Source organism: Pseudomonas fluorescens (assembly GCF_000730425.1).
GTDB lineage: Bacteria > Pseudomonadota > Gammaproteobacteria > Pseudomonadales > Pseudomonadaceae > Aquipseudomonas > Aquipseudomonas fluorescens_X.
Genome location: NZ_CP008896.1, coordinates 4,090,667 through 4,114,942 on the forward strand (window position 1 = coordinate 4,090,667; position 24,276 = coordinate 4,114,942).

A 24,276-nucleotide genomic window follows, 5' to 3' on the forward strand; every position below is an offset into this window, starting at 1 on the left:
CATGATCGCGAACTTGTACAAATATCGGCATGGCATTGGCCTGGTTTTACTCCTGGCCGCGCTACTCAATGGCGTTCTACGGTTTGACGGTAGCTGGACGCGCTTTTTCACCATGGTGCTGGTCCAGCTGTGGTTTGGCCAGGCGGTCTACAACTATGCGCGAGGTGCCCGGGTGGCCATCGCGCCGGGCGGCATGAGCAAGGACGCCGACCCGGAGTGGCGTGCGGCCTTGGCCGGGTTTTCCCTGTTTTTATATGGGGTCGTGTTCTTTTTGAGTTTTTGATCCTTGCAGGGCCAACCCGGCCTCGCTGACGCCACGGAAAACCGTTTATGAAGAAGGTTGCTTTTATCCTCTCGGCTCTGGTCCTTGCGGGGTGCCACTCCACGGCCCGCGATTCCTCGCCCAGCTTGCTCAAAGATGGCGTTCAGTTGCAGCAGGACAAAGTCGTGGCCGATGCCGGGCACGCCAAGGTGATCATGCGCACCACCGGTTTTACCTACCCGGTGCAGTTCTCCGTGCGCCGAGGCGGTGATGCCGACCCGCGTCCGGAAATCCTCGGCACGGTGGTGGATTCAGGGCGGGGCAAGGTGTTCGGCTGGATCGCCAAGATGAGCGAGGTGGCCAACAGTGCGGCGGTCAAGCGCTTCCCGCAGTTGGAAGTGTTGGCCGATCCGCAGCAAACGATCGAGGTGTTGGGCGAGTCGCGGGTGTATGACTCGAACTACTACCGCTACGCCGAAAAAATTGTCTACGCCTGTGGCCCGATGACCTCGGCGTTCAAGCCGCAAAAGCAGAAGGTTTACCTGGTGGAATTCGTGATCGTCGGCGCCGGCTGTGAGCAGCATGTGTATGACATCACCGACCCCGCGCAGCGCATCCCCGTCCCCACCGCCTGAACACAAACCTTGTAGGAGCCGGCTTGCCGGCGATAACCCGAATCCTGACACGCTTACGTCTGACCTTGTGAACGCATCATTTCTCACGAGGTTCAGCCCATGTCCCATCCTCTTCTCCTCCTGCGCCCCGCTGCCCAGGGCTTTGCCGTGACCTTGCTGGTGGCGCTTGCCGGGTGTGGGCTGTCGTCCCGCGACGAGGCCAAGGCGCCCCAAGCGGCCGCTGTCCCCGAACTGCAAAGCGCGCCCATTCAGGCTCAGGGGGCCATGCTCAAAAGAATGGCGATGCCCGCGCCGATGGCCATGCATGACGCTGTGGCCATGCAATACCGCGCCGAGCCGCGTGAGCAGTATCAGAGCCTGCCGGACAACCCGGTGCACAGCGTTGCGCAAACCCCGGTCTCGACCTTCAGCGTCGATGTCGACACGGGCAGCTACGCCAACGTCAGACGTTTCCTCAACCAAGGCCAACTGCCGCCTGAAGGCGCCGTGCGACTTGAGGAAATGGTCAATTACTTCCCCTACGACTACGCGCTGCCGACCGATGGCTCGCCGTTCGGTGTGACCACCGAAGTCGCCCCGACCCCCTGGAACCCCAACACGCGCCTGCTGCGCATTGGCATCAAGGCGTCCGAGCGTGGGGTGGCTGAACTGGCGCCGGCCAACCTGGTGTTCCTGGTGGACGTTTCCGGCTCCATGGACCGTCGCGAAGGCCTGCCGCTGGTCAAAAGCACCCTCAAGTTGCTGGTGGACCAATTGCGCGATCAAGACCGCGTGTCCCTGGTGGTGTATGCCGGCGAATCGCGGGTAGTGCTCAAGCCCACGTCCGGGCGCGACAAGGCAAAAATCCGCAACGCCATCGACCAACTGACCGCCGGCGGCTCCACGGCGGGCGCATCGGGCATCGAACTGGCCTATCAGATGGCCCGCGAAGGGTTTATCGACAAGGGCATCAACCGCATCCTGCTGGCTACCGACGGTGACTTCAACGTCGGCATCAGCGACTTCGACAGCCTCAAGCAGATGGCTGTGGACCAGCGCAAAAGTGGGGTATCCCTGACCACCCTGGGGTTTGGCGTGGACAACTACAACGAACACCTGATGGAGCAACTGGCCGACGCGGGCGATGGCAACTACGCCTACATCGACAACCTGCGCGAAGCGCGCAAGGTGCTGGTGGAACAACTCAGTTCGACCCTGGCCGTGGTGGCGCGGGATGTGAAGCTGCAGGTGGAGTTCAACCCGGCTCACGTCAGCGAATATCGCCTGCTGGGCTACGAAAACCGTGCCTTGAAGCGTGAGGATTTCAGCAACGACAAGGTGGACGCCGGCGAGATCGGTGCCGGACATACGGTGACAGCGCTGTATGAAATCGTACCGAAGGGCGCCAAAGGCTGGCTGGAACCGTTGCGCTATGCTCCGGCACCTGTGGCCGAAGGCAACGCCGCAGAGCTGGCGATGTTGCGGGTACGCTACAAGCCGGCGGCGGGAGGCAGCAGTCGCCTGATCGAACACCCGATCAACCACGCGCAACACGCCGCCAGCGACGACCTGCGCTTCGCCGCGGCCGTGGCCGCCTTCGCCCAACAGCTCAAAGGCGATGGCCGCTACACTGGCAGCATGAGCCTGAAGGACACCGCCACCCTGGCCCGCTCGGCCCGTGGCGATGATCCCTACGGCTTGCGCAATGAATTCGTACAACTGGTGGAACTGGCCCAAAGCCTCAAACACTGATCTTGCCCACAACAGAAATCCCCTGTGGGAGCCGGGCTTGCCCGCGATAGCGGTGGGTCAGCGCCGAAAATAGCGCCTGACCCACCGCTATCGCGGGCAAGCCCGGCTCCCACAGCTAATCTGCATTGATCCATCGAAAGGAGTTCGCCACCCAACATGGCCGTACCAGACGATCCACCCAGCGACGAATCGCTGCTGGCCCGCTACCGCACTGGCGACGCTGGTGCGTTCGAGACCTTGTACGCCCGGCACCGCCAGGGCCTCTACCGGTTTCTCGTGGGCCTTTGCAACAAAGCCGAACTGGCCGAGGAGATCTACCAGGACACCTGGCTCAGCCTGATCCGCAGCACCACCCAGCCACAGGGTCGGGCGAGTTTTCGTACCTGGTTGTTCCAGATTGCCCGCAACCGCCTGATCGATCATTGGCGCAAGCACGGCATCCACAACCCGCTGCACGACAGCTACGACGAACAGGTGCACGCCCAACCCGACGACAGTGCCGGCCCCGAACGGCAACTGAGCCTGAGCCGCGACCAGGGCCGTCTCGATGCCGCTTTGCAAGACCTGCCCGAAGACCAGCGCGAAGTGTTTATGCTGCGCCTGCACGGTGACCTGGAACTGCCGCAAATCGCCGCCCTCACCGGCAGCCCACTGGAAACGGTAAAAAGCCGCTTGCGTTACGCCCAGCAGAAACTGCGTCGGCTGCTGGCCGAGGAGGTACCCGTATGACTGACTCCCGACATACTCAGGATCCGACTGACGAAGAGCTGATCCAGCACTTTCGCCAACACCGCGCCAGCGAGCCGCCTGCGTCCCTCGACGCCTTTATCCTCGCCGCCGCCCGCCGCGAAGCCCCCACGCCGGCGCCAAGCCTGTGGCAACGCTGGCTGCAAGCCTGCCAACGACCACGCTGGCAGATGGCCTTTGCGACTGTCGCCGGGGTTGCGCTATTGATTGGCGTGGTAACGCGCTCGCCAGTGCCCGACACCAACCTGCCCGACGCCACCCAATACGCCGCCGCGCCACCGCCGCAGGCACTGTCTGCCCCGGCCTCCCCCGCGCCTATGGCGCGCCTGGCGATGGCACCACAGGCAGACCATGCGCCGGTCCAGGCCGAGATGGCGAGTGCCATGGCTGATGAGCCGGTGGCAAAACTGAGCAAACAGATGGCCGCCAAGCCGCAGTCCCTGGAACAAGGACTTGAGGAGATTGCGCGCCTGCGCCAGGCAGGGGAAAGCAGGGCGGCGGATGAGAAACTTCTGACGCTGCACCAGCGCTTTCCCGACGAAGACCTGCCCGCTCGGTTGGAAGCGCTGCAAAAACGTTGAACAGGCGCCCACAAAAAAGCCCCAGGTCTTGCGACCTGGGGCTTTCGGCTGTATCTGGTGCACCCGGCGGGATTCGAACCCACGACCCCTGCCTTCGGAGTCCTAAAAGTCGACGTTTAGAATCAATACGTTAGCGGGGATTAGCTGGGGAATCAATGGGTTGTGTTAGCTGGGGTTAGTGGGTTTTCGCCCCGGTTAGCGGGGCGAGTGTGGCAAATTTGTGGCATTCCGATCAGTAGCTAAGCCTCTCCACCCACCTAATCGACTGAGCTCACCCAAAGTAGTCAGTAATGAAGGGCAGTAAGCGGCCAGAAGCGGCCGTTCACGGCGGGTAACTCTCGGCCAGAAGCAGACTTTGGAAATCCACATTAAATAAGGAATGCAGAAACGCAATGTGGAGCACGCGAACGTCAGCGGGTCGCCCTCGATGCACTTCTGCCAATGCAATTCCTTTAAGGTGGTGCATAAATCAGAGCCGTACATGATTTTCTGTTGGCTAACTCGCTTGAATCAAATGTGAGTACTTAAAGATCTACTAAAGCCAAGGCTTGAGTTATACGGTTTACTACGTCGCCAAAGCTTTCACCCTCTTTAAGCACGCCTGCGTAGGCTTCGATGCGCTGATACTTACGGTGCAACTCCCTTCGAGCTAAGCGCTTCTTACTTATTTCACGCAGAGCAACTTTCTCAACACTGTTCAAACCCTCCTTAACGCACAAGGCCAAACAGTTAAGGCCGACAGGTGATTCAATATCTTCTCCTCTATCAACGGTAATTGCCCTAAAAATCTGATTGGGAAGACCGAATATATAAGAAAGCTCAGGGATTATCCTCAAAACAAACTCCCTGGCAAACTCACATTTCCCCACTTTATTAATTTGAGTGCCAGTCGAGGCCTCAATGCTAGCTAGTGTATGACCTGACATCCAGAGTTCCAGCAATGGGAATATTATTTCAGCAGCGTATTTCCCTCTTGAATTGTCATCTTTGAGCTTTTTATAACTGCTGCCGAAAAAGCCTTCTAACGTCTCCGTCCTAATAAGAGTTGGAAGCAAAGCGGATCGACGCTTTAACCATTCGCGAAGCCATTGATACCAAGCATCCGTAGTCGCCCAATGATTGACACTTTTAGAAAGTGGTTCACCAAGCTCTCGGATTATCCCTACCGATATACCTGATGCTGCTGCCAAACGATCCGCCCAAGTGAGCACTTGAGAGATATCTAAATTTGAATTTCTAGACAATATTGCAGATTCTATCCTTGATGCTATCCACTGTTGATCTCCTTTTTTTCTAGCCCTGAAGGCCGCGAAAGACCGATTAATAGTCGCGCGAGCTAATACATCTCGCCCCACTTGCTCTTCGTCATAATCGACCGGTAACCTGCTCAAAAAATAGCTTGCCACACCAGAGAGAGGTAACACCTCACTATGTATTTGGTCGAGAATTGCAGTGAGAGGATCATCAATAATTAAGCATTGATCACTTTGAGAAAATATCGACCTTAAATCCATCCAGTGATTATGAATTTGGTTGGTGCTATTATCAAAATTAACGACTTTACTCGGTACTACCAATACAAAGCCGTAGGAACTGTCGCCCGCTCTGCCTGCCCGTCCCGCTGCATTTAGAAGCTCATGAGCCTCCAAGCGTTGCATCGCATCGGCTTCTTGATCAAATCTACTATCGCCACTAATAATGACCACTTCACTTGGAAGGTTCATTCCCTGGGCAAGAGTTGATGTCGCCACTAAAACATTCAACCCATCTGCTCGCTTAAAAAGCGATTCATGCAAATGTCGCTCCATAGTAAGCAAAAGTCCGTGATGGCAAGCACTAGAGGATATCAGCCTGCCTTCATCTGTCACTTCGATATAGATATGCTCCTTTCCTCCGAATTCATCGACTACTGTCTCGTAAAGGCGTACTTCCTCATCAGTCAAAATACATCCAGACGACTCAAGATCATCTGAAATTCTTTTCGACGCGTTATTTGCGAGCGTTATAGTTTGTGTAAAAACTAAAGTCTTTATTTTTTGCCGGGCTGTTGAGACTGCAATCGTAGCCGATACCTGATTGCCATTAGGCGTTAAATACCAGCCGCCTGCTGGAGCGGTACCTGTTGATAGTTGAACAGCTTCGTTGAGAACGGGCATTAATGCATAATCTTTACGACTTGCTGAATGCCAAGTTTGATTCAAGCAAAAAAAGCCGAATGGCTGTACAAGCAGCTCTCGCTTCAACGAGGTAGGCGCATTTATGTTCGTTACCTCAGACCGCACGGCTCTGAGTCGCTTTTTTAGTTTGGATATTTCATCGCCAGCATAAACCACACACCCTCTTACTTGACGGGTAGGCTTCCATGTTAATGACATGGGCAGACAAGGTCTTTTAGTTAGCTCTGAAACCCAATCTGCAATCTCCTCAGAGTTCTTCATCATTGCCGACAATAAAAGCAAATCAGCGTTAGGAGCGACCGATGTAAAATTAAGAAGGCAAAGCATAGAATCTATCGAACGTCGGCTGTGATCCGTGTCCCTTGGGTGCAACAAATGACACTCGTCGAACACCAACAACCCCACATTTGAGAATATGTCCGGATCAAAGCTCAACATTGCCAAACATCTTTCGGGTGTCATAACAGAAATAGCAGGAAGTACGTCATTTTCCAAATCAAATAACAATTCATCCAGGATTTCTCGCTGAACGTCTGCGTTTGGAAAAGTATTAGCTAGAGCCCTAGTTGTTTGGTCCACCAGTGAAAGTGTCGGCGCCAAAAAAACTACTTTCACATTACGCAGCAGAGCGGTAGCAATTTTCAACTCGGAAAGTGTAGATTTTCCTGCACCGGTTGGAAAGCTTATTACAGATGAAACTCCTATTTCCAAATAACCTGAGGATATAGCCTGGCGATGATTCCTCCATAGATATGGTCTGATTGACGCTATGTCTTGTTTCATCACAAACCATTTAGCTGTTTCGACACCATTTGGTGGTTTTGCATTTATAACCCCAGATGGAATAAGGTGATCCGCAACCATCGCCAAAAGAGATGCTAAATGCAGTGGCCCTGGAAAAATGTTATGTACAGGGTGATTTTCAAAGCCAACTAAATTATCAATTTTTTCGACGCATAGCTCTCTAACTCGATCAAAAATTACTTTCGAGTCATGGTCTATTAAATCAAATTCATCAATAGTTCCGAGCAATGATGCCGCCATCGCACGAACCCCATGCAATAGCATGTAATACAGCGACTCAACGGCCTGCCCCATACTGTCAGCGCTATCAAAGTTTCCTAGTCCGGGCACACGCATAGCAAGTATTTTTAGAAGACTTCCATTTGCCAAATGATAGATTGCTTTAAGCAAAGCTGCTTCAACAGAGAGTTCAGCGCTTACTACAATATTTTTTGCCGTTTCAGCAGCATCAGAACTTGCTTCCGCGATTAGGAACAGCAAAGTTGCAGAAACCTCAGGAGAGACACTAAACGCACTCAATGTGCTAAATTTAATATCTCTTGATAACAACTCCTGAGCAAGCAGTATTACATGATGAGCCGAACCAGCGACGAAGGCTGCGGCAGCTCGGTTTTCCATATCTTCTGAAGCGGAAACTATAGCCTCGTGAGAAAAAGCAAGGCGCGTCATCCGCTTGACTATTTCTATCACCTCATCGGGCAATCCTGCCTGATCCGCTCCCTCACGCAAGCAAACACGAGCAGAAACTATCGATGCGTAAGCTTCAGTCAGCTGTTTTGGTAGCTCAGCAAGGTCGAGGCCGTCAAGTTTTGGAGCACTATTAATTAATTCTACGGTATCGTTATCAAACATGAGCAGCCACCATGAGCTTAACGTGAGCAATTGATTTTTCAGCTAGTGAAGACATCCATGAGCGCAAATGCTCTACATAGAAAACTTCTCCACCTCGCTTGCTCACGTTGCCTTCTATGATTTTATCGTAACCTTTAAAAACTTTTACTCGCCCCGTATTTGTTGAGTGAAATTTTCCAACTGTTATGCTAACTCGATAATGTCTAATATTTTTCCATATTATGTTCTCGATCGCGAGATCAGGATCAACTTCCCTGTTGGTTTCCAATAAAGCAACGACCTCCGCAACTAAGACGTTCTCTCTATCGCCTTGATCGAGCAATTTAAACTCTGGCCAAACTAAATCACGAACCGTTTTTCTCGCATCATCCGTGGCCTTGTCTTCAAATATGGTTGCAGCAACTACCTCCCCGTCATTCAATTCAAGACGGAGGCCATCGAATCCTTTCAAGGCATGAATCATTTGAGGGGGCCGAATAAGTGCGCCCGGATCTGCTTTTTGGGCAGCTATCCACGATATCACCTGAAAGATCCAGCCATCCCTATGCCAAGGATCTTCACCAGGAGGAACTGTAAGTAACCCTATCGCGCCCTGAGCAGCACTAGCCCTCGATGCCGGCGGACCAACATTCGTTCCCGCTATAATTTTTTGGACGTGTCTGGACTGGCCCAAAGCAACCCGCGCGATCTGCTCTGCGAGTAGATTTTCGTCCGTGATCGTCCAAGCTTGACCATGACAGAGGGTTGGATGGTCGTAGTATTCCAGCGAAATCGGCATTTTCGTCCTTGGTTGCTCATCTGGCGAAAGCCAGGCACGTTACTAGATTGGTCAACCTTATCAATATGCCATCAGTGACGGAAAAATTTATGGTCCTCCATGCCCATTCACCATCACCATTATGTGGAATAGCGCTATTCGGTGCGTCCAAGTTACTGTAGGCCCTACTGCTGTAGGGTCGATCTGATGACTGCTTCTGGCCCAGAGTGTGTAAAAACGCTTCGTCAAAATTGAAGTGCGCGCGCCTACGTTAAATCTGAAATTTATCGGCACGTCAGCAGATGTGGATTTCGCGCAGATGCGCGATTTCCAGTCCGGTTTTGAGTACCTGTCGCGCTCGAAAACGTTTTTACACAGCCTCGGCCGATTGCTGCCTGAGGTAGACGGCCTCTGCTCTGGGTGGCGGACAGCTAGATAGCAATAAGAACTAACTCATGCGGATTTGGTGACTGCACTGGCGCGGTGCGGGTGAGATGGTAGAACCGGCGTAGCCGAAAAGGTCCAGTGGGATGTACTTGGCTGGCTTGATGCGAGAGCGTTGTATATCGTGCGCTTACACTTGCTGCGCATGGAGGGACATGCATGGCGCCTGATCGCCGCTACCAGGTGGATAAAAACGTTTCCATTGAATATTGTCCTGTATTCCACAGATCAGAAGGCCTTGGAACCGAATGAGCAGACCCTCAGCAGATATCGATGGACTGATTGAGTCGTTGAGTAACCAAACGGCCCTCCTTATCGCCTCATCCCAGATGGAGGCCTCTGGATCGGCTGATCCGCGTGATACCTTTGTTCGTCAGCAGTTGAAGCGTGCGGCAGATCTGGTGAGTGGAGCAGCGGCGTTAGGCGCTGCTCGAAATGCCGCCTGCTTGGGGATCTTGAGCCGTAGCTTGCTTGAACAACTGATCACGGTTTCCTGGAGCATTAGATCAGTCGAAAATGCGGAATCTCAGATCGGTGCAGGTCCAGTGGAAATGGCGAAAGCCCTCAGGATCAACTTGAAAGCAGGCACCGCGAAGATCCGAGACCACCATACGGGAGAAGACGTTACAGCTGACTACTTGGCCAATGAGCAGGCAAAGCAGAGCCGCAAACGCAGAAGCGTCGAGGAGCAAGCAAGGGAAGCAGGCATCCTAGACTTGTATACGGTGTTTTACCGATTGTTATCGCTTGAAACGCACGGCCACAATGAGACCCCGTCAGAGAAATCCGAAAGTGACAAGCTGTGCGTCATCCACCTTCAAGGCATAGGGGGCATTAGTCGGGCCATTGGCCAAGCGTGCGTTTGGTGGTTAATGCATCGGCACTGGCCGGATAACGAGTCCTTACGAGATGTGTTGGGCCTAAATTCAAAGGCTTAACGCAGATCAGCTCATGCGACGTGGACCGCGATCATGGTTTCATGGGACCCTTGGCTGCCCGTGATTGGAGGCAGATTTTGATTGGTGAGCTTTCTCGGACTTCAATGTTGTCCACGTCGGACTTCAGTCCACAATAGCCCGCATTGTCATGATCAGACAGCGCGGCTATCGGCTAATAGCTGCCTGCCAAGGAAGGCCGATAGAGTACTTAATTCATTGCTCCTACGATTTAGGAGTGACTCACGTACTAACGATTGCACTTAAATTTTTTTTCCTCTCTGCCTGAGCAAATCTGAAATTAGTCGGCCTGTATATTTGCCTCTCATTTTTGCAACAAACAGCGGTTCAACATCTTGTGCGAAGCCCATCAGCCCTTGAAGATGGAGGATTGATTTCTCATCTAACTCATGATGGGTATAACGATGAATCATCGCGCTGATCAATCTTTTTTTGTCGCGCCCTAAAGAAACCTGATTGTCATTGGATATAATTAGCCCAGTAATACGACGCTGCTTTTTCTTTGAGGCATAGACTGTTTTTTCATTATTTAATTGAAGTCGTGGATAAGGGATACTTTCAAGCGTCTCCAAGATAAATCTCTCAATTTCAGATGTTGCCCCCTTATCATTTGTGGAAAACGTAAGGTCATCCGCATAACGCGAGTACACTATATTCCGCTCTAGGCACCAGGAATTCACTGCTAGATCAAAATAATACATAATTGAATTCGACAGAACTGGAGAGCTAGGTGCTCCAATACTGAGAGCAAGTCGAGTTGTAATTCGATCTCTAACACAGCTTACCCTTGCAATATCTTTGATACTTTGCACTGATAATTTTCCGCTGAGCACGTAGGAAAGGTGCTTAACTAGGTCGGACTCGGTTATAGATCCAAAAAAGCTGGAGAAGTCGAACTTGGCAATATAACTATTCTGCTTGTGCCGCTCGGCATTTGCTTTAATGCTTGAGCCCTGCCTATAGGCGGCCGCACATTCATGAACAGGGAGCTGAGAGAACCAGTCTTCAACTAGCAAACCTTGTATTACTTTAGTTTCTTTTGCGGGCTGTGCGATGGGCCTCACTCCACCAGATTTTTTTGGAATGAAGTATCTTTTGTAAGCATAAGGCGCCCTAACAATCAGTCGAGCCACATCATGTTCAGACAAAGACAACATCTCTGACATATGTTTTCGAAAGTCATATAGGCTCATTTTTGGCCTCCCAGCTTCGCACGATCTATTGCCCTATTGCGGTTACGTTCAGCTCCAGTGACCTTGTAGTAATCCACACACTCAACACGCAAACGCAGAGCGTCAACGGCTATACCTGACTTCAAAACAAGGCGAAGGCTGTGAAAAGTATCATCATCACAGGCATAAAATGTTGAATCGCTATATTCTATTTTTCTTACAAGCCTAAATTCTTGGAGAAGAAAAAGCTTTCGTCTCAAGTCATCCCTGTGCACTTCCCGACCTAAAGCTTTGATTGAATCAATCAGCTCTTTCTCTTTCAAAGCGACGAATAACTTGAGCAGCTCGTAAATCAAAACAATAAGATGAATATTGTTATTTACGTTAAAGGATTGGGTTTTTTGAAGTGCCAGTATCTCACTGGCAATATCCTCAAGGACATCGGCTACAATATCTTCAGATATATCACCTGGAAACCTTGGACTCCAAGGATACACTTTCACCCCTGTCCCATGTTTCTCTTTAATATGGCGAAGAATACCTAGATTAATAAATGAACTGGCACCCGCATACTCTTCAGGAACAAAAACAATCAGTTTTTTATTAAAGTCTGGCAGCTGAGAAAATGCACCCAACTCTGCAATCGCACCTTCACTTTCAACGGCAATTACCACCAAGGAGCAAACACTTCCGAGATCCGCCTCGAAGTCCATCAGGTTTCTAAACACGCCGTCTTCATGCCAAGACTTGATTTCTTCTGGACGGAATATATGAGGTGACGCGGCCATCTGAAGTGCTTTGCGCTTCACCGCGTCGCGAAGGGACCTAATTGGTGGGTCTTCGGCGTCCGCATGTTCCTTTTCTGGAACGAATCCTCCGCAAAGCAACACGATAGGATTTTTTGAGAAATGAACCTTGCTTTGCTCAAGATCGACGTCTGCAAGAATTCTTTGTCGCGGGTCCATGCGATTGGGGGCTCTTTACCAAGGATCAGCCGCAGACAAGATCTGTGGACCGGAGTGAGCGAAGCGAGCGTAGGGCCGCAGATCTTGTCTGCGGAATAAAACAACGCAATGTAATTGAGTCTGGCGAACCGCCTGACTAAGCCATCGACGGAAACCGTCTAGCTATGAACGCGTAAAGAGATGCCGAATCTAGATCAGAGTGCCATCACTGTCAACGTTTCAATATCGACGCCGCTGCTCCATGGCATCGAGCAGCTTTAACTGGAGGAAAATTGAAGGCCGTAGATTGGGAGAAAACGCTTACGAAGCGGCGGTTGAAGGATCAAGAACAAGCGGCCCTAACCATTAGCGGCAAGCTGCGGACTCCCTGTGAAAGGTTTTAATAATTGCCGGGCGCTGTTCTATGGCGAATGTCTGCTTCTGGCCGAGGCTGTGTAAAAACGTTTTTGAGCGCGCCAGGTGCTCAAAACCGGACTGGAAATCGCGTTTCTACGCGAAATCCACATCTGCAGACGTGCCGATAAATTTCAGATTTAAAGTAGACGCGCACACTTCAATTTTGGCGAAGCGTTTTTACACACTCTGGGCCGGAAGCAGCCCTTTGTGACAGGCTGTTATCGGCCAGAAACGGGCGCTAAGCTCAAGATAGTCATACGCGGCTCAAAGCTTGGGCTATGACAAGGCTCAGCAAATCAGCATCAAGCAACCGTTCAGTTTCCAAGTCGAAAGGCAGCACCCACAACCGCAAGCCACCTCCGAAATCAAAAGGCGGCAGTGCTCGCTGGAAAGCCTCGCGGCGCGGGTAGATCAGCACTAACTCGCCATGCCCTTGTAGATACTTCTGACCATAGGCAAACAACTGATAAAAGTCGCTTTGGCTCAAGCCATACTTTTTGTCGCGATCAGCGGCATTTAAACGTTTCCACTTAGTGTCTAGCACCCAACATTGACTGCCCTGGCGCACGAGTAAGTCCGGCTCTAGGCGGAACATGCGTCCATGGTTGTGCTCACACAGATACTCACTAGAGGCTTGAGAGGTGAGCTTAGCCTCCGGTGGCAATGAGCGGCGTAACCAGGCTTCGAAGTAGCGTTCAAAAAGCTTCTCCATCGGGAACAGCAAACTAATACCCTGCCACTCTCCCGCTACCGCAATCGGCATCTGCTGGTTAAGAATTAACTCGCACCAAGGCTTAATCGGCTGGTAATGGGCCATCAACCGATCAGTACCCCAAGCACGAAAATCTTCACGCACCAAACTGCTGGCCGGTACCTCATGCAGCAAACTGCGCAACTCATGGGCCAGCCTCCAGTTAGTTGGCTCTTGGGTGGCTTTACAAACGCGCTCTAGGGCCAACTTTAGCAAGCGATTCTCCGCTCGATCGGCTACGAAAATGTCATGACGTACCTGGAAGAATTGCTGCCGTGCCGGTGGCTGACGCATCTGCGCCACCACGTTTAGTTGGCCTCGCAGATAACGCTGTTCTTCCTCTATGCGCTGATAATCAAAACGCATACCACGCTTAATCAGATGATCAAACGCGGCTAGAAACTGCCCAATCACCCATTCGGACAAAGGAGCGTGGTACAACTCAAGGGCCGTAGGACCGACTTTCCGTGACTTTAAGTTAAGCGAACGCTGGATCATACGCCGTAACAACGCCCGGCTTTGTACTTCACAATCACCGCATTCAAAGTGCTTAGGCAGGATCTCCAAGCGCGTGCCGCAGGGTGTTTCCAGCACGCCCACATAGCTATCGAGCCTTAACCAGTGGCGCCCTTCCACTTGCACCAATGCCGCGCCAGCCTTACTAAAAGACTCACTTTGCTTACATAACCAGTCAAACGCACTCGCTGAAATCTGAGCACGATCTAGCGTTGGCTCCACAGCATCAATCGTCAGTCTCGCGTACTCACGTACAGTTATTAGCGTAATCAAGCGTTCACAACCGCTATCGCTTCGATCACCTTACGTCCCAGTGCCCGGGTGTTATGTAAGGATCCCTTGCCATTCGTAAGGGCCAGCCCTAGCTGCCCCGCAACATCACGCAGGGCTGGTTTAGCGATAGGTAGAAACTTGCCATCCTGCCATACCTCTATGGTGCCACTGCTCAATTGCCGAATGGTCAACGCCCCGTGTTCCGCCTGCCGAGCAATATCCGAATTGGAGGCAATTGCCTGATGGTCAATGATGCCGAGATAGGCTTCTAAACGCTCAAAAGCCTCTTCGTTAACACTCCACGGAAAGTTATGCGCGGGGAGGGCAACCTCAGCTCCAAATAGAGAGTCTGCTATCCGAGTAGCTTGGCTCAAAAAGCAGTATTGCGGTGCTTTGCGATGATCATTCAAGACCCAGTGAATGTGCTGCCAATCCTCGAAAAAATACTCCTGCAGAAGCGGCAGCACCTGATTGCGAAAGATCGACTCTAGCAGTTCCAGGCTGCAATCATTGATCAGAGGCATGAAGTAGGCGTGACCTAAACAATGATCACGGTCCAGCAACGCCTCGATACGCTGGTTCATTATCCGTAGCAACTGGCCGATATTGACTCCATCCACGGACACGCTATCTAGCAGCTCAGGTCGTGGTGGCATCTCATGGAAGGTGAAACGCCGACGTAGTGCGATATCCAAGCCGGCCAGCGATCGGTCGGCGGTATTCATGGTGCCTATCAGATACAGATTAGACGGGACACTGAACTGACTTTTTGAGTAAGGCAACACAACAGAAAGCGCTTCTTCTGCCCCTGCTCGCTTGGACGGCTCAATCAAAGTGATCAACTCACCAAAGATCCGCGAGATATTGCCACGGTTGATTTCATCGATGATCAGAACACGCGCATTTGTCGACACAAAACCAGGCACAAGCTCCTCACCCTGCACAGAGTCACTCAATACACGTTCTACCAAAGCCGGCAATATGTTGTTGTAGCCATTGACTAGATAGGGCTCTAGTTTGGATTCCGTGACTAGATCAAAAACGCGCTTTTCACGAATATCCGCTAGGGTTAAGCGTTGCGCTCGGACGTAATCGGCAAGCGTATTTAACACGCTCATGCCCAGCGGCAAGCTTTTTCCATTTGGCTTTCGAAGTTCAACTAAATCAGCTGATGCGCTAACCACTACATAACCTGAACCAAAACGATCACCCACCTTAAACGGTGCTGCGTGCTGACTTAGCTCCGGCACGGGTACGGCAGCTCCCAACAAGCCACTCAGCTTGGCACTATCAATCGAGCCCTCTCGTAATTGATAGATGGTTGCCTGACTAAACGTCTTATTCATTAGCAATTCATACGGCAATGACGGTGAGTATACCCGCAACCAATTGACTTTACGGCACTGCCCATACCCCTCATCCGCATCTGCACGCTTAATCGCTTGATAATCGCTTGTGAATTCGCCGATGGCCCGGAATTTGTGATTACCCTCGGTAACTACCACTAAATCACCGGGTTTAACCTTCAACAGAAAAGCAGCTACCGCCGTTATGTTGTATGCATCTGGAGCAAGCTTGTAGCCGGCCTCAGCAAAGCGTTGATGTATGGCTTGGCGATCCTTACAACCGGTGAAGTCCACCTGTTCCCCGTAGCCCAACAACGCATAGCCACTGCTTATGCACTCATCGTAGATGTAGGCATCGTCGCCCAAGGTATTACCCAAGGACATTTTCCAAATGCGCCGACCGCTAATGTCAATCGACGTCTGCGCCTGCTGTGTAACCTTGGCGACAGCAGCCTCGCAGAGGCTTTTAAATACACCGTCGACCACTTCATAACGCAGCTGACCGTCTTCACCGGTCTCTGCACGTAAGCCCTCAACAAAGTCTTCGTAACTAAAACTTTGGTGAAAGGTGGTAATGCGGATTTGTCCCTTAGCAACAAAATCATCGAAACGCGCTTTGCGCTCAAATCGCTCTGCGCCCAGCGTATCAGGTGCAAGTATTCTCAACGCGGCGTCAATGGTTTCGTAAGTTTTGCCAGTCCCCGGAGGGCCAAAGAGGATTTGGTTTAAAGCTGGGCTGTTGTCATTCATCTGGGCTCCATCCTCTTGAGCGTGAAGCGAGTTAGTAGCGACCAAAGCTCTATCCAAATATTCTGCGAACCGCCGTACGGAAGGTCGAGCTGCGGCTGCGTATTAAATCGGCAGTAAAGCAGTGTTCCAGGCAATGTGAAAGAGCAGTCCGAATCCCCTCAGGATTCTTTGATTTGAACGACCACTTTTGGCCGATCTCTGTCTGTCGCCACCGTCAGCTTTGGACCCAGAGTGTGTAAAAACTCTTCGCCAAAATTGAAGTGCGTGCATCTAAGTTAAATCTGAAATTTATTGGCCTGTTAGTAGATGTGGATTTCGCATAGAAGCGCGATTTCCAGTCCTGTTTTGAGTACCTTTCGCGCCGAAAAAACGTTTTTACACCGCCTCGGCCGATTGCTGCCCTCGGGAAGGGTCGCTTAGGGGCGATCTCTGCCAGTTTGTCCTGCTGGATACAATCAGGCTTGGGATGCATTACCCCTCTTTAAGGGTTTGCTCATACGTTTTGGAAAAGCTTGAGAGATCAGTCTTAAGGACGAGACAAAGATCGCGAAGCTGAACAATATCGAGCCTTCTGACTCCTCGCTCCACATCACTCATGAATGACTGCGGTCTACCCAGGGCAGCAGAGCACTGTGCTTGAGTCATTCCGGACTCGACGCGCATGCGTTTTAGCACTTGAAGAAAAATCTCATGCTCACGTCGATAGATTGCTTTGGTCATTGCCGCGTATCTGGAGGGGCGGCTTACCAAGCTATATCTGCTTTTAAGATATCTGATTTTCAGATATTTTGTGCTGGGCATTGGCGTGAGTAAAAGTGATGAGGCAGATTTGGGAGCTATTTCGAGTGCTATGGATTGTTGGGAGTCTGCCGGTTGGTGCGTTGCTGCTGGTTGTGGTGGTTTTGTGCGGTTTCAACCTACCGTTCTTTTTGGGGTTTTCTGGTGGTGCTGATCCGGCCATTCGATGGTTGTTCTGGGCTCTGGCTTTCTACTTCGTTGGAGGGGGCTGGTTGTTTTGGCGTGTTAACCAACGCTATGCAGAGAAGCTGAAACAACTGGTTGCGGGTTTCCAGAATGCAGGTTTTCAACCGCAGCTCGAAGTATTCGCAAAGATTAACGATGCCTACTTGGGTATCGATGGTTCTGCACGCAGGCTGCTGGCCTATCCAGTCAAAGGCGCAGAGCATTTCTTCAGGTTCGATGAAATTAATTCTTGGCGGATCGTCCCGGTAGGGAAGCACAATCATCGGTTGGAGGTACTGACCAGCAATCTTGATGTTCCCGTGTTCAGCCTCGTTTTGAAGCCGACAGAGGTACTCAATACTGAGGCTCGACTCGATACGTTGCTTGGTACCTAGCGATGGCTTTGGGCTACTATTCTTGAGCGTCAGTCCATCATTCAGTAGGAGCAATCTATGAGCAACCCAGTCAGAAGCAGTTCTGTGCCGACAGATATCGTTCGACTGGAGCAGGCGAATGCGGTGATGCGCTCGGCTAATCTGGCCCTTGCTCGCGATGATATCGCCACCCTTTCTGCTCTCGGATTCTCCCATCAGCACATCGGAGAGCTGAAGCAAAAAGGCGGCTTCCGGTCTTCCTCGATCGCGCAAAACACAAGAATGATTACACGCCTTCGCAAGGTGGGAGACGCATATGCTCAGTGATAGCACGCCGCTATCGATCGCGGTTAACGTGTTGGCGAGCACCACCATTGAATCCGTCCTCCGCTCTCCGTCTTACCACGCTTGCGGTTGGAAAATACTCGATCGCTGGGCGCTCAACTATCCGGGGCGGCTTCGTAGATTGGAAGCGGATGGCGAGATCATTCTGCTGGGAAGGCTATTGGAGCAGCAGGGCATCGAACATCAGGTGATGAGCTCAACTGTTGGGTTGCAGTTGCGTAGCCGTGGTCATGCAGAGCATGAAATCCTATCGTTGTTCGAGATAGACACAGAGCTTTGAACCAGCGACGTATCGACTGTTTTTTTCAACAGTCGATACGCTTAATGGCTTCTGTTATCTCAACCAATACATTTGCATATTCCTTGGAAAGCACACCGTTGCCCTTGGTGAAGAGATGCTTCTGAAGGCCTCCTAGGCGCCGCAGCTCGTTGATTACGTGAGAGTCAATTTTGCTTCTGGTCTGTCGCTTCAATGCCGCGCTCAGCATGAACTGACCAACGCTCATTCCGCAGTCATGCGCCTTCTCGCGTACCCGTGCTTCTTCTTCCTCGAAACAACGAATTGCCGGTAACCATCCTGTGCGCTGGCGCTGTTCGCTACGGCTCATGATCTTTCCTTTTCCAGGTGTCGGGGTCTCGGGGCTTGCCCTGAGCAGGGAAGGTAGGCAAAGCAGATGGAGTGGAACGACTGGTGCGCGCCGGTTGTGAGGCGCCAGGTACTGGCGGTATCACAAACCCTACCTTGTCCATGTAGTTCCCTCGCGAAAATAGGTGATATCTGCAAAATGCGGATACGAAGGGGGTACAAGGATCGTTGACAGTAAGGAGGACAGCACGGATACGGCAAAAAAGCGTATTTAGGACGATCGCGTTGATCATAAGTGCATCTGTTTGGGATGAGTGCAAGACGATGAGTGGACGGTGACGGTGACGAAACAGGATAACGCCAGCGGCGTGAATGATTGACGATGCGGATGCAGTTTTGCCTAGCTCAGAATGATTTTTAAGACGATCGCCGAGAGATGAAAACGAGATGTTCATAGATGAAAACTCATGATTGAAGAGAATGCCTTTCGGGATATTGGTGGTGAGGTCACAGAGGAGCTAAAGTCAGTTATCTGATGAAAGAGTTCGGGAGCTGATTGATGCGTCAAACCCTGAGCTTGTGTGTATAAGTAGTCATGATCGTTGGAGATTTTTTATGTGCTCTTCTAGTCACTCAAAAAGTAGTTTCGCTGAGATCATGCAGCTGAAGCGTTCCAATCGTGAGCAGCTGATCCGTGCTATCGAGAAGGCAGTTCCTGAAGACATCGAGGCGTCTGCTCAACGTATCAAGGAGGTTATGCGTCCCTCACTGGATCCCAGCCAGCGTCGACAGCGCATTGGGCCTCCGGCGTTCAGTGATAGCGATTGACACCGTCCAGTACCTGAAGAGCTCCCTGTTGATGTCCAGGCTCTGCATGGTTATCAACAGGGAGCAAGCACTGCTTTTGAGTGCCGTCTAGATTTGGTTTAGATCTCTTCTTGTATGTATGACAGTGTGTCAGTTGAAAGCAGGTTGGAGCTGCCATACAGTCACTTTAAATGAGGTTATGCCTGCCAAACAGTCACGTGACTGACTGGCTTGTGCATAACCCTACTCATCAGTGCTGTTGCGTTTTTGGATTGAGCTGCGGATCGATAAAAGCGTTTGGTAGATAGCAGGATTGCTATTAGCCAAATTTTCTAAATCAGCTGGGCTGATCTGAAAACCGACGTTGGTTTGGCTTTGAACGATGTGTAGGTGTTCGATGTAAATGTCCTGCCCAACCGTTTGCTTGTGGCGAAGCATACGTTTCAGCTCTTCCACAGTGCTTTGGATCTGCGCGGGTCGATATTTCCAATGTGCGAGGGCTCGTGGTCGACCTTGGCTGTCTTTGATCGCTATCTTTTCCGTGAGCGAATATTCGTTGTATTTACGCGAGCGGGTCTTGCTGATGTAGCCCTCTGCTTCGAGCGTTTTTATCTTGCGCATGACCTGACGCTCGCTGATGCCAGCTTTCTGCGCGATGGTCTGGATCGAGGGAATCGATAGACCTGTCTTTAGGTTGCAGTGGGATTTAATCACGCAGTAAACCGCAAACGCGTCAGGGCCGAGTTTTGCGAGTTCATGATCCACCATGGCCTGGAATATGTGAAACCAGTACGTATTGGATTGCAGATGGTCTTCTGGCGTCTGGGGGCTTGGATCGCCTGATACTTCCAAGCTGCTCATTTTCGCTCCTCCACTTGGGTCTTTTTGCTAGGGCGCCCGATTTTTCGAATATCAGCGTCAAGAGAGGAAAGTGGGGATGAGGTCAGTTTTCTTTCGGCACCTGTGCGCATCCACTGTCGCAAATCACCCAACCGCCAACGCAGGCGTGAAAGTCCTGGCACGGGGTTAAGGCCTGGCAACTTACGCTGACGCACTGTCAGCACGCTGAAGCCTGTAAGCGCCGCGACTTCGGCTACGCCTATCAGTACGTCATCTGAAAGTTTTTGGATTTTTTGAATGGTTTCGTAATCGACGCTCATCGCTACAGTCGCTCGGTTGCTATGGAGTACGTCAAGCTTTCGCCAATCGAGCACCGATCAACTAGGACACCTTTTTGACAGATGCGGCGGTTAGCCAAAGAATGGGTACATGCAGCCATCGTCCTTTGAATCCGATATCAGTCCTGAAGAAGTCTTTCAGCTCGTTTTCCGTGAGATTGAACGTCACCAAGAAACGGGCCGAAAAAACTTTGTTGTCCGCGTTCCGGTGGATCTGGTGGGGTACCTGTTCTCTGGGATTTTGCAGAAGTCGGGTATGTCGAAGGTCACCTTGGAGCGATTTCTGACTGAGCTCGGCATTTACGGTTTCAAGGATGCAGATGGGCGCATTCTGCGGCGGTATCTGAGTGGCCAAACGCGTATGGCTTGGCATACCTATCAGCGGCTGTTGTTCTGGGCCTTGTCTAAGGCGTGGGTCAGCGACTGGGTTTTTCGCGACTTGCTGTTGAGGACTTATCTACGGGAGACGGCTCAGCTCAGTGCGCGCAATATTTTGAACACCCTCAAGCGTCGCGTATCGATCGCGGACTTAACCCGTGACCAAGTTATTGAGTGTTTCAACGAGGTCTATATGCTCAAGCAGCGGGAACGCGAGGAGATGGCGCTAAACCGTGTTCGAACGGATTCAGAGCTTAGGGAACTGGCAAGCTCCCTAAGGCTTGAAATTATCGACTGATTCTCAAGCTAGCTTCGCCGCGAGTTCTTCTGCGGTGATGTTGTAGTAACGCTTCAGCATGTTCACCTCGCGGTGTCCCGTCACGCTAGCGAGCTCGATTAGGTTGGGAAGTTTGGTGGCCAGCCGGCAGGTGGCCTCGTGGCGCAGGTCGTGAAAGCGCAGGTCGAGCAGAAAGTCTTCCTGGGGCGGTACCAGAGCGCGTTCGCAATCTCCTAAGTATTTCGTCCTTGCTCGCTCCAAACCACGTGTGAAGGCCTTCTTGAGGGCGTCTGCGGTGGTGGGGAAGACTCTGCCGCAAAGTGAGCGTGGCAAATCTTTTAGAAGCTGAATAGCTCGCGGGGAGAGTGGGACGGTTCTGGGCAGTCCGTTCTTAGTCGCTGGAAGATGCGCGGTCCTGCGATCTAGGTTCACATGCTTCCAGCGCAGCTCGAAAATTTCGCCACGGCGCATGGCTGTCTCAATCGCCAGTTGGACGATGGGCCGTATCCATGGATTGTGTGAGGCGTCGGCATAGGTGCCGTCAGCACGGCGCTCACGAAGCTCCAGGGCGTTGAGGATGTATTCCTCTTCAATTGGGTCGAGCCGCCGCGAGCGTTCGTCGTTGTAGCTGGGACGGCTGACCATCCTGACTGGGTTCTCGGCAAGATGAATTCCCCATTCGCGGCGAGCGACCTCAATCACGCATTGGAACAGTGCGAGTTCACGTTTCACCGTATTGCCCTTCCGGATCTTCAGGCGCTCGTCACGGTAGCGTGCAAAATCTGAAGAGGTGAGGGTGGCAACGATGCGTGTCGCCAGCGGGTGACGCTTGAGCGCTTCCAGACGTTTGATTTCCGAATACGCGCCTTTGTGTTTCGGTGCGATCTCGGAGATGTAGCGATCAATGAGTTGATGAAAGGCAGTGCGTTCAGCCTCGACCCGAGAGACAAATATACCCCGGTCGATTTCGCTTTCGATCATGCGTGCCCAGGCCTGGGCATCGGATTTGGTTTCGAAGGTTTTGCGCTGGGCTGGATAGCCCTTACGGCGGATTTGCGCTTCCCACTGATACTCGCCGCGATTCCTGATTGTTGCCATTTCGACCATTCCCGCCACTTTTGAGTGTGGCAAATTTGTGGCAAAAACGACTTTCAGGACTAGGACAGGTTTCTGTCAGGAGCGCTATCCCCTTGTAATACAAGGGAAAGAAGATGGTGCACCCGGCGGGATTCGAACCCACGACCCCTGCCTTCGGAGGGCAGTACTCTATCCAGCTGAGCTACGGATGCTTGTGCGGGCGCCATCATACCCATGTCGACCTTGGGCGTCCATGCTGGTTTTTGGCCGTCTGCCGGTGGGATTCTGGAGTAGCGAGGCTCTGTACCGGGCAGTGTGTGCCAGGGGCGCAGAATCCGGCTGCCGTACGCCTGTCAGAATAATCCCGCTAATGTGCCGTTTTCGTTCTTTTTTTCGAACAGACTATTGCCCTGCCCCCCCATTGATCCTAGGATTCGTTTGAGATTTCAAACGCTCTGTCTCCCGTGCGCGATGTTTCAGCTTGCGCCCAGTGACTGATTTCCCTGACGGCAGCCTTCGAGGCGCCTTTCAACAACTCTAATTTGCCCCGCGCGCGCGCGGTGCTGTTAAGGAAAGACGACATGCAGCTTAAAGACACCCAGTTGTTCCGCCAGCAAGCCTTTATTGATGGCGCTTGGGTCGATGCGGACAACGGCCAAACGATCAAGGTCAACAATCCCGCGACTGGCGAGATCCTGGGCACCGTGCCGAAGATGGGCGCCGCCGAAACCCGTCGTGCCATCGAAGCCGCCGACAAGGCCTTGCCGGCCTGGCGCGCACTGACCGCCAAGGACCGTGCGAACAAACTGCGTCGCTGGTTCGAGCTGATCATCGAGAACCAGGATGACCTGGCACGCCTGATGACCCTGGAGCAGGGCAAGCCACTGGCCGAAGCCAAGGGCGAAATCGTCTACGCCGCTTCGTTCATCGAGTGGTTCGCCGAAGAGGCCAAGCGTGTCTACGGTGACGTGATCCCTGGCCACCAGCCGGACAAGCGCCTGATCGTGATCAAGCAGCCGATCGGCGTCACCGCCGCCATCACGCCGTGGAACTTCCCGGCCGCGATGATCACCCGTAAAGCCGGCCCGGCCCTGGCCGCCGGTTGCACCATGGTCCTCAAGCCGGCGTCGCAAACCCCGTTCTCGGCGTTTGCCCTGGCTGAACTGGCCCAGCGTGCCGGTATCCCGAACGGGGTGTTCAGCGTGGTTTCCGGCAGTGCCGGCGATATCGGTAGCGAGCTGACCAGCAACCCGACCGTGCGTAAATTGTCCTTCACCGGCTCGACCGAAATCGGTCGCCAGTTGATGGCCGAATGCGCCAAGGACATCAAGAAAGTTTCCCTGGAGCTGGGCGGCAACGCGCCATTCATCGTGTTCGACGACGCCGACCTGGATAAGGCCGTCGAAGGCGCGATCATCTCCAAGTACCGCAACAACGGCCAGACCTGCGTCTGCGCCAACCGCCTGTACATCCAGGATTCGGTGTACGACGTGTTCGCTGAAAAACTGAAGGCGGCCGTGGCCAGGCTGAAGATCGGCAACGGTCTGGAAGAAGGCACCACCACAGGTCCCCTGATCGATGAAAAGGCCGTAGCCAAGGTCCAGGAACACATTGCCGACGCCCTGGGCAAAGGCGCGACCCTGCTCGCCGGCGGCAAGGTCATGGACGGTAACTTCTTTGAACCGACCATCCTCACCAACGTGCCGAAAAACGCCGCCGTGGCCAAGGAAGAAACCTTCGGCCCGCTGGCGCCATTGTTCCGTTTCAAGGACGAAGCCGAAGTGATCGCGATGTCCAACGACACCGAGTTCGGCCTGGCGTCCTACTTCTATGCTCGCGACCTGGGGCGTGTGTTCCGTGTGGCCGAGGCCCTGGAGTACGGCATGGTCGGCGTCAACACCGGGCTGATTTCCAACGAAGTGGCACCGTTCGGTGGTATCAAGGCGTCGGGCCTGGGGCGTGAAGGCTCCAAGTACGGAATCGAGGATTACCTGGAAATCAAATACCTCTGCCTGGGTGTCTAACCGGCAAGGTATTGCTGCAAACGCGAAGGGCACGAGAGCGCTGTCTCTTTGCGTGTTTCACACCGTTATTCGAAGTGGCCGGGAAAGCTGTGGCAGTCGATCATCGCATGCTGCCGTAGTTGCCTCCCTGCCACGTAATCCTTGGACCACGC

General features: G+C 52.4%; 22 protein-coding genes and 1 tRNA gene. 11 read left to right on the top strand and 12 right to left on the bottom strand.

Annotation, left to right across the window (positions count from 1 at the left end; genetic code table 11):
- The first annotated feature begins 1 nt into the window (after position 1).
- From HZ99_RS18250 to HZ99_RS18270, 5 genes are all read left to right on the top strand, one after another.
- Positions 2-283, top strand: coding sequence for a hypothetical protein (locus HZ99_RS18250; RefSeq protein ID WP_051903182.1), 282 nt, complete (start codon positions 2-4; stop codon positions 281-283).
- Between the two features lie 47 nt (positions 284-330).
- The gene (locus HZ99_RS18255; protein WP_038444992.1) at positions 331-897 is read left to right on the top strand and encodes a hypothetical protein; all 567 of its coding nucleotides are present in this window, start codon (positions 331-333) and stop codon (positions 895-897) included.
- Between the two features lie 99 nt (positions 898-996).
- Entirely contained in the window at positions 997-2,628 is a 1,632-nt protein-coding gene (locus HZ99_RS18260; RefSeq protein ID WP_038444994.1) for a vWA domain-containing protein, read from the top strand.
- Between the two features lie 156 nt (positions 2,629-2,784).
- Positions 2,785-3,357 carry an RNA polymerase sigma factor gene (locus HZ99_RS18265; RefSeq protein ID WP_038444997.1) on the top strand — a complete coding sequence of 191 codons (573 nt, stop codon included), beginning with the start codon at positions 2,785-2,787 and terminating at the stop codon, positions 3,355-3,357.
- The gene (locus tag HZ99_RS18270) at positions 3,354-3,956 is read left to right on the top strand and encodes a hypothetical protein (RefSeq protein WP_038444999.1); all 603 of its coding nucleotides are present in this window, start codon (positions 3,354-3,356) and stop codon (positions 3,954-3,956) included. Before HZ99_RS18265 ends, HZ99_RS18270 begins: the two co-directional genes overlap by 4 nt.
- A 524-nt stretch (positions 3,957-4,480) precedes the next feature.
- Here the strand turns inward: HZ99_RS18270 and HZ99_RS18275 are convergent.
- Both HZ99_RS18275 and HZ99_RS18280 read right to left on the bottom strand, forming a co-directional pair.
- Positions 4,481-7,789: a DEAD/DEAH box helicase gene (locus HZ99_RS18275; RefSeq protein ID WP_038445002.1), complete on the bottom strand. Its 3,309-nt coding sequence runs from the start codon at positions 7,787-7,789 to the stop codon at positions 4,481-4,483.
- Positions 7,782-8,567: a hypothetical protein gene (locus tag HZ99_RS18280; protein ID WP_038445003.1), complete on the bottom strand. Its 786-nt coding sequence runs from the start codon at positions 8,565-8,567 to the stop codon at positions 7,782-7,784. The genes HZ99_RS18275 and HZ99_RS18280 overlap by 8 nt, the downstream gene beginning before the upstream one ends.
- A 671-nt stretch (positions 8,568-9,238) precedes the next feature.
- Here HZ99_RS18280 and HZ99_RS18285 point away from each other — a divergent pair.
- Positions 9,239-9,928, top strand: coding sequence for a DUF5677 domain-containing protein (locus HZ99_RS18285; RefSeq protein ID WP_080727725.1), 690 nt, complete (start codon positions 9,239-9,241; stop codon positions 9,926-9,928).
- A gap of 260 nt (positions 9,929-10,188) precedes the next feature.
- Here the strand turns inward: HZ99_RS18285 and HZ99_RS27970 are convergent, their stop codons facing one another.
- From HZ99_RS27970 to HZ99_RS18310, 5 genes are all read right to left on the bottom strand, one after another.
- Positions 10,189-11,139 (bottom strand): retron St85 family RNA-directed DNA polymerase, encoded by a 951-nt coding sequence (locus HZ99_RS27970; RefSeq protein ID WP_038445006.1) that lies wholly within the window; start codon positions 11,137-11,139, stop codon positions 10,189-10,191.
- On the bottom strand, positions 11,136-12,083 hold the full coding sequence (locus HZ99_RS18295; RefSeq protein WP_038445008.1) for a retron St85 family effector protein: 948 nt from the start codon (positions 12,081-12,083) through the stop codon (positions 11,136-11,138). The genes HZ99_RS27970 and HZ99_RS18295 overlap by 4 nt, the downstream gene beginning before the upstream one ends.
- 649 nt (positions 12,084-12,732) lie before the next feature.
- Entirely contained in the window at positions 12,733-14,019 is a 1,287-nt protein-coding gene (locus HZ99_RS18300; RefSeq protein ID WP_038445010.1) for an McrC family protein, read from the bottom strand.
- On the bottom strand, positions 14,016-16,115 hold the full coding sequence (locus HZ99_RS18305; protein ID WP_080727726.1) for an AAA family ATPase: 2,100 nt from the start codon (positions 16,113-16,115) through the stop codon (positions 14,016-14,018). The genes HZ99_RS18300 and HZ99_RS18305 overlap by 4 nt, the downstream gene beginning before the upstream one ends.
- A gap of 471 nt (positions 16,116-16,586) precedes the next feature.
- Positions 16,587-16,835, bottom strand: coding sequence for a helix-turn-helix domain-containing protein (locus HZ99_RS18310; RefSeq protein ID WP_038445013.1), 249 nt, complete (start codon positions 16,833-16,835; stop codon positions 16,587-16,589).
- Between the two features lie 125 nt (positions 16,836-16,960).
- Here HZ99_RS18310 and HZ99_RS18315 point away from each other — a divergent pair, with 125 nt between their 5' ends.
- From HZ99_RS18315 to HZ99_RS18325, 3 genes are read left to right on the top strand one after another with little or no spacing between them, the layout of a single operon-like run.
- Positions 16,961-17,473: a hypothetical protein gene (locus HZ99_RS18315; protein ID WP_235205531.1), complete on the top strand. Its 513-nt coding sequence runs from the start codon at positions 16,961-16,963 to the stop codon at positions 17,471-17,473.
- A gap of 57 nt (positions 17,474-17,530) precedes the next feature.
- Complete coding sequence (locus HZ99_RS18320) at positions 17,531-17,779, top strand: hypothetical protein (protein WP_080727727.1); 249 nt, start codon at positions 17,531-17,533, stop codon at positions 17,777-17,779.
- On the top strand, positions 17,769-18,077 hold the full coding sequence (locus tag HZ99_RS18325; protein WP_038445018.1) for a hypothetical protein: 309 nt from the start codon (positions 17,769-17,771) through the stop codon (positions 18,075-18,077). The genes HZ99_RS18320 and HZ99_RS18325 overlap by 11 nt, the downstream gene beginning before the upstream one ends.
- A gap of 25 nt (positions 18,078-18,102) precedes the next feature.
- Here HZ99_RS18325 and mobA read toward each other — a convergent pair whose 3' ends face one another.
- The 3 genes from mobA to HZ99_RS27975 all read right to left on the bottom strand — a co-directional run bounded on the left by mobA (position 18,103) and on the right by HZ99_RS27975 (position 20,350).
- Positions 18,103-18,405, bottom strand: coding sequence for a plasmid mobilization protein MobA (mobA, locus tag HZ99_RS18330; protein ID WP_038445023.1), 303 nt, complete (start codon positions 18,403-18,405; stop codon positions 18,103-18,105).
- A gap of 1,028 nt (positions 18,406-19,433) precedes the next feature.
- The gene (locus tag HZ99_RS18340) at positions 19,434-20,051 is read right to left on the bottom strand and encodes a helix-turn-helix domain-containing protein (RefSeq protein ID WP_038445029.1); all 618 of its coding nucleotides are present in this window, start codon (positions 20,049-20,051) and stop codon (positions 19,434-19,436) included.
- Positions 20,048-20,350 (bottom strand): helix-turn-helix transcriptional regulator, encoded by a 303-nt coding sequence (locus tag HZ99_RS27975; protein WP_080727728.1) that lies wholly within the window; start codon positions 20,348-20,350, stop codon positions 20,048-20,050. Before HZ99_RS27975 ends, HZ99_RS18340 begins: the two co-directional genes overlap by 4 nt.
- Positions 20,351-20,459: 109 nt before the next feature.
- Here HZ99_RS27975 and HZ99_RS18345 point away from each other — a divergent pair, with 109 nt between their 5' ends.
- A complete protein-coding gene (locus tag HZ99_RS18345; protein WP_038445032.1) occupies positions 20,460-21,044 on the top strand; it encodes a hypothetical protein in 585 nt (194 codons plus the stop codon).
- Positions 21,045-21,047: 3 nt separating this feature from the next.
- On the opposite strand, the gene HZ99_RS18350 is transcribed toward HZ99_RS18345, so the two are convergent.
- A complete protein-coding gene (locus HZ99_RS18350) occupies positions 21,048-22,130 on the bottom strand; it encodes a site-specific integrase (protein ID WP_233093220.1) in 1,083 nt (360 codons plus the stop codon).
- A gap of 105 nt (positions 22,131-22,235) precedes the next feature.
- Positions 22,236-22,312: transfer RNA gene (locus tag HZ99_RS18355), tRNA-Arg, on the bottom strand.
- A gap of 369 nt (positions 22,313-22,681) precedes the next feature.
- On the opposite strand from HZ99_RS18355, the gene gabD reads away from it, so the two are divergent.
- The gene (gabD, locus tag HZ99_RS18360; protein ID WP_038445035.1) at positions 22,682-24,124 is read left to right on the top strand and encodes an NADP-dependent succinate-semialdehyde dehydrogenase; all 1,443 of its coding nucleotides are present in this window, start codon (positions 22,682-22,684) and stop codon (positions 24,122-24,124) included.
- The last annotated feature ends 152 nt before the right edge of the window (positions 24,125-24,276 follow it).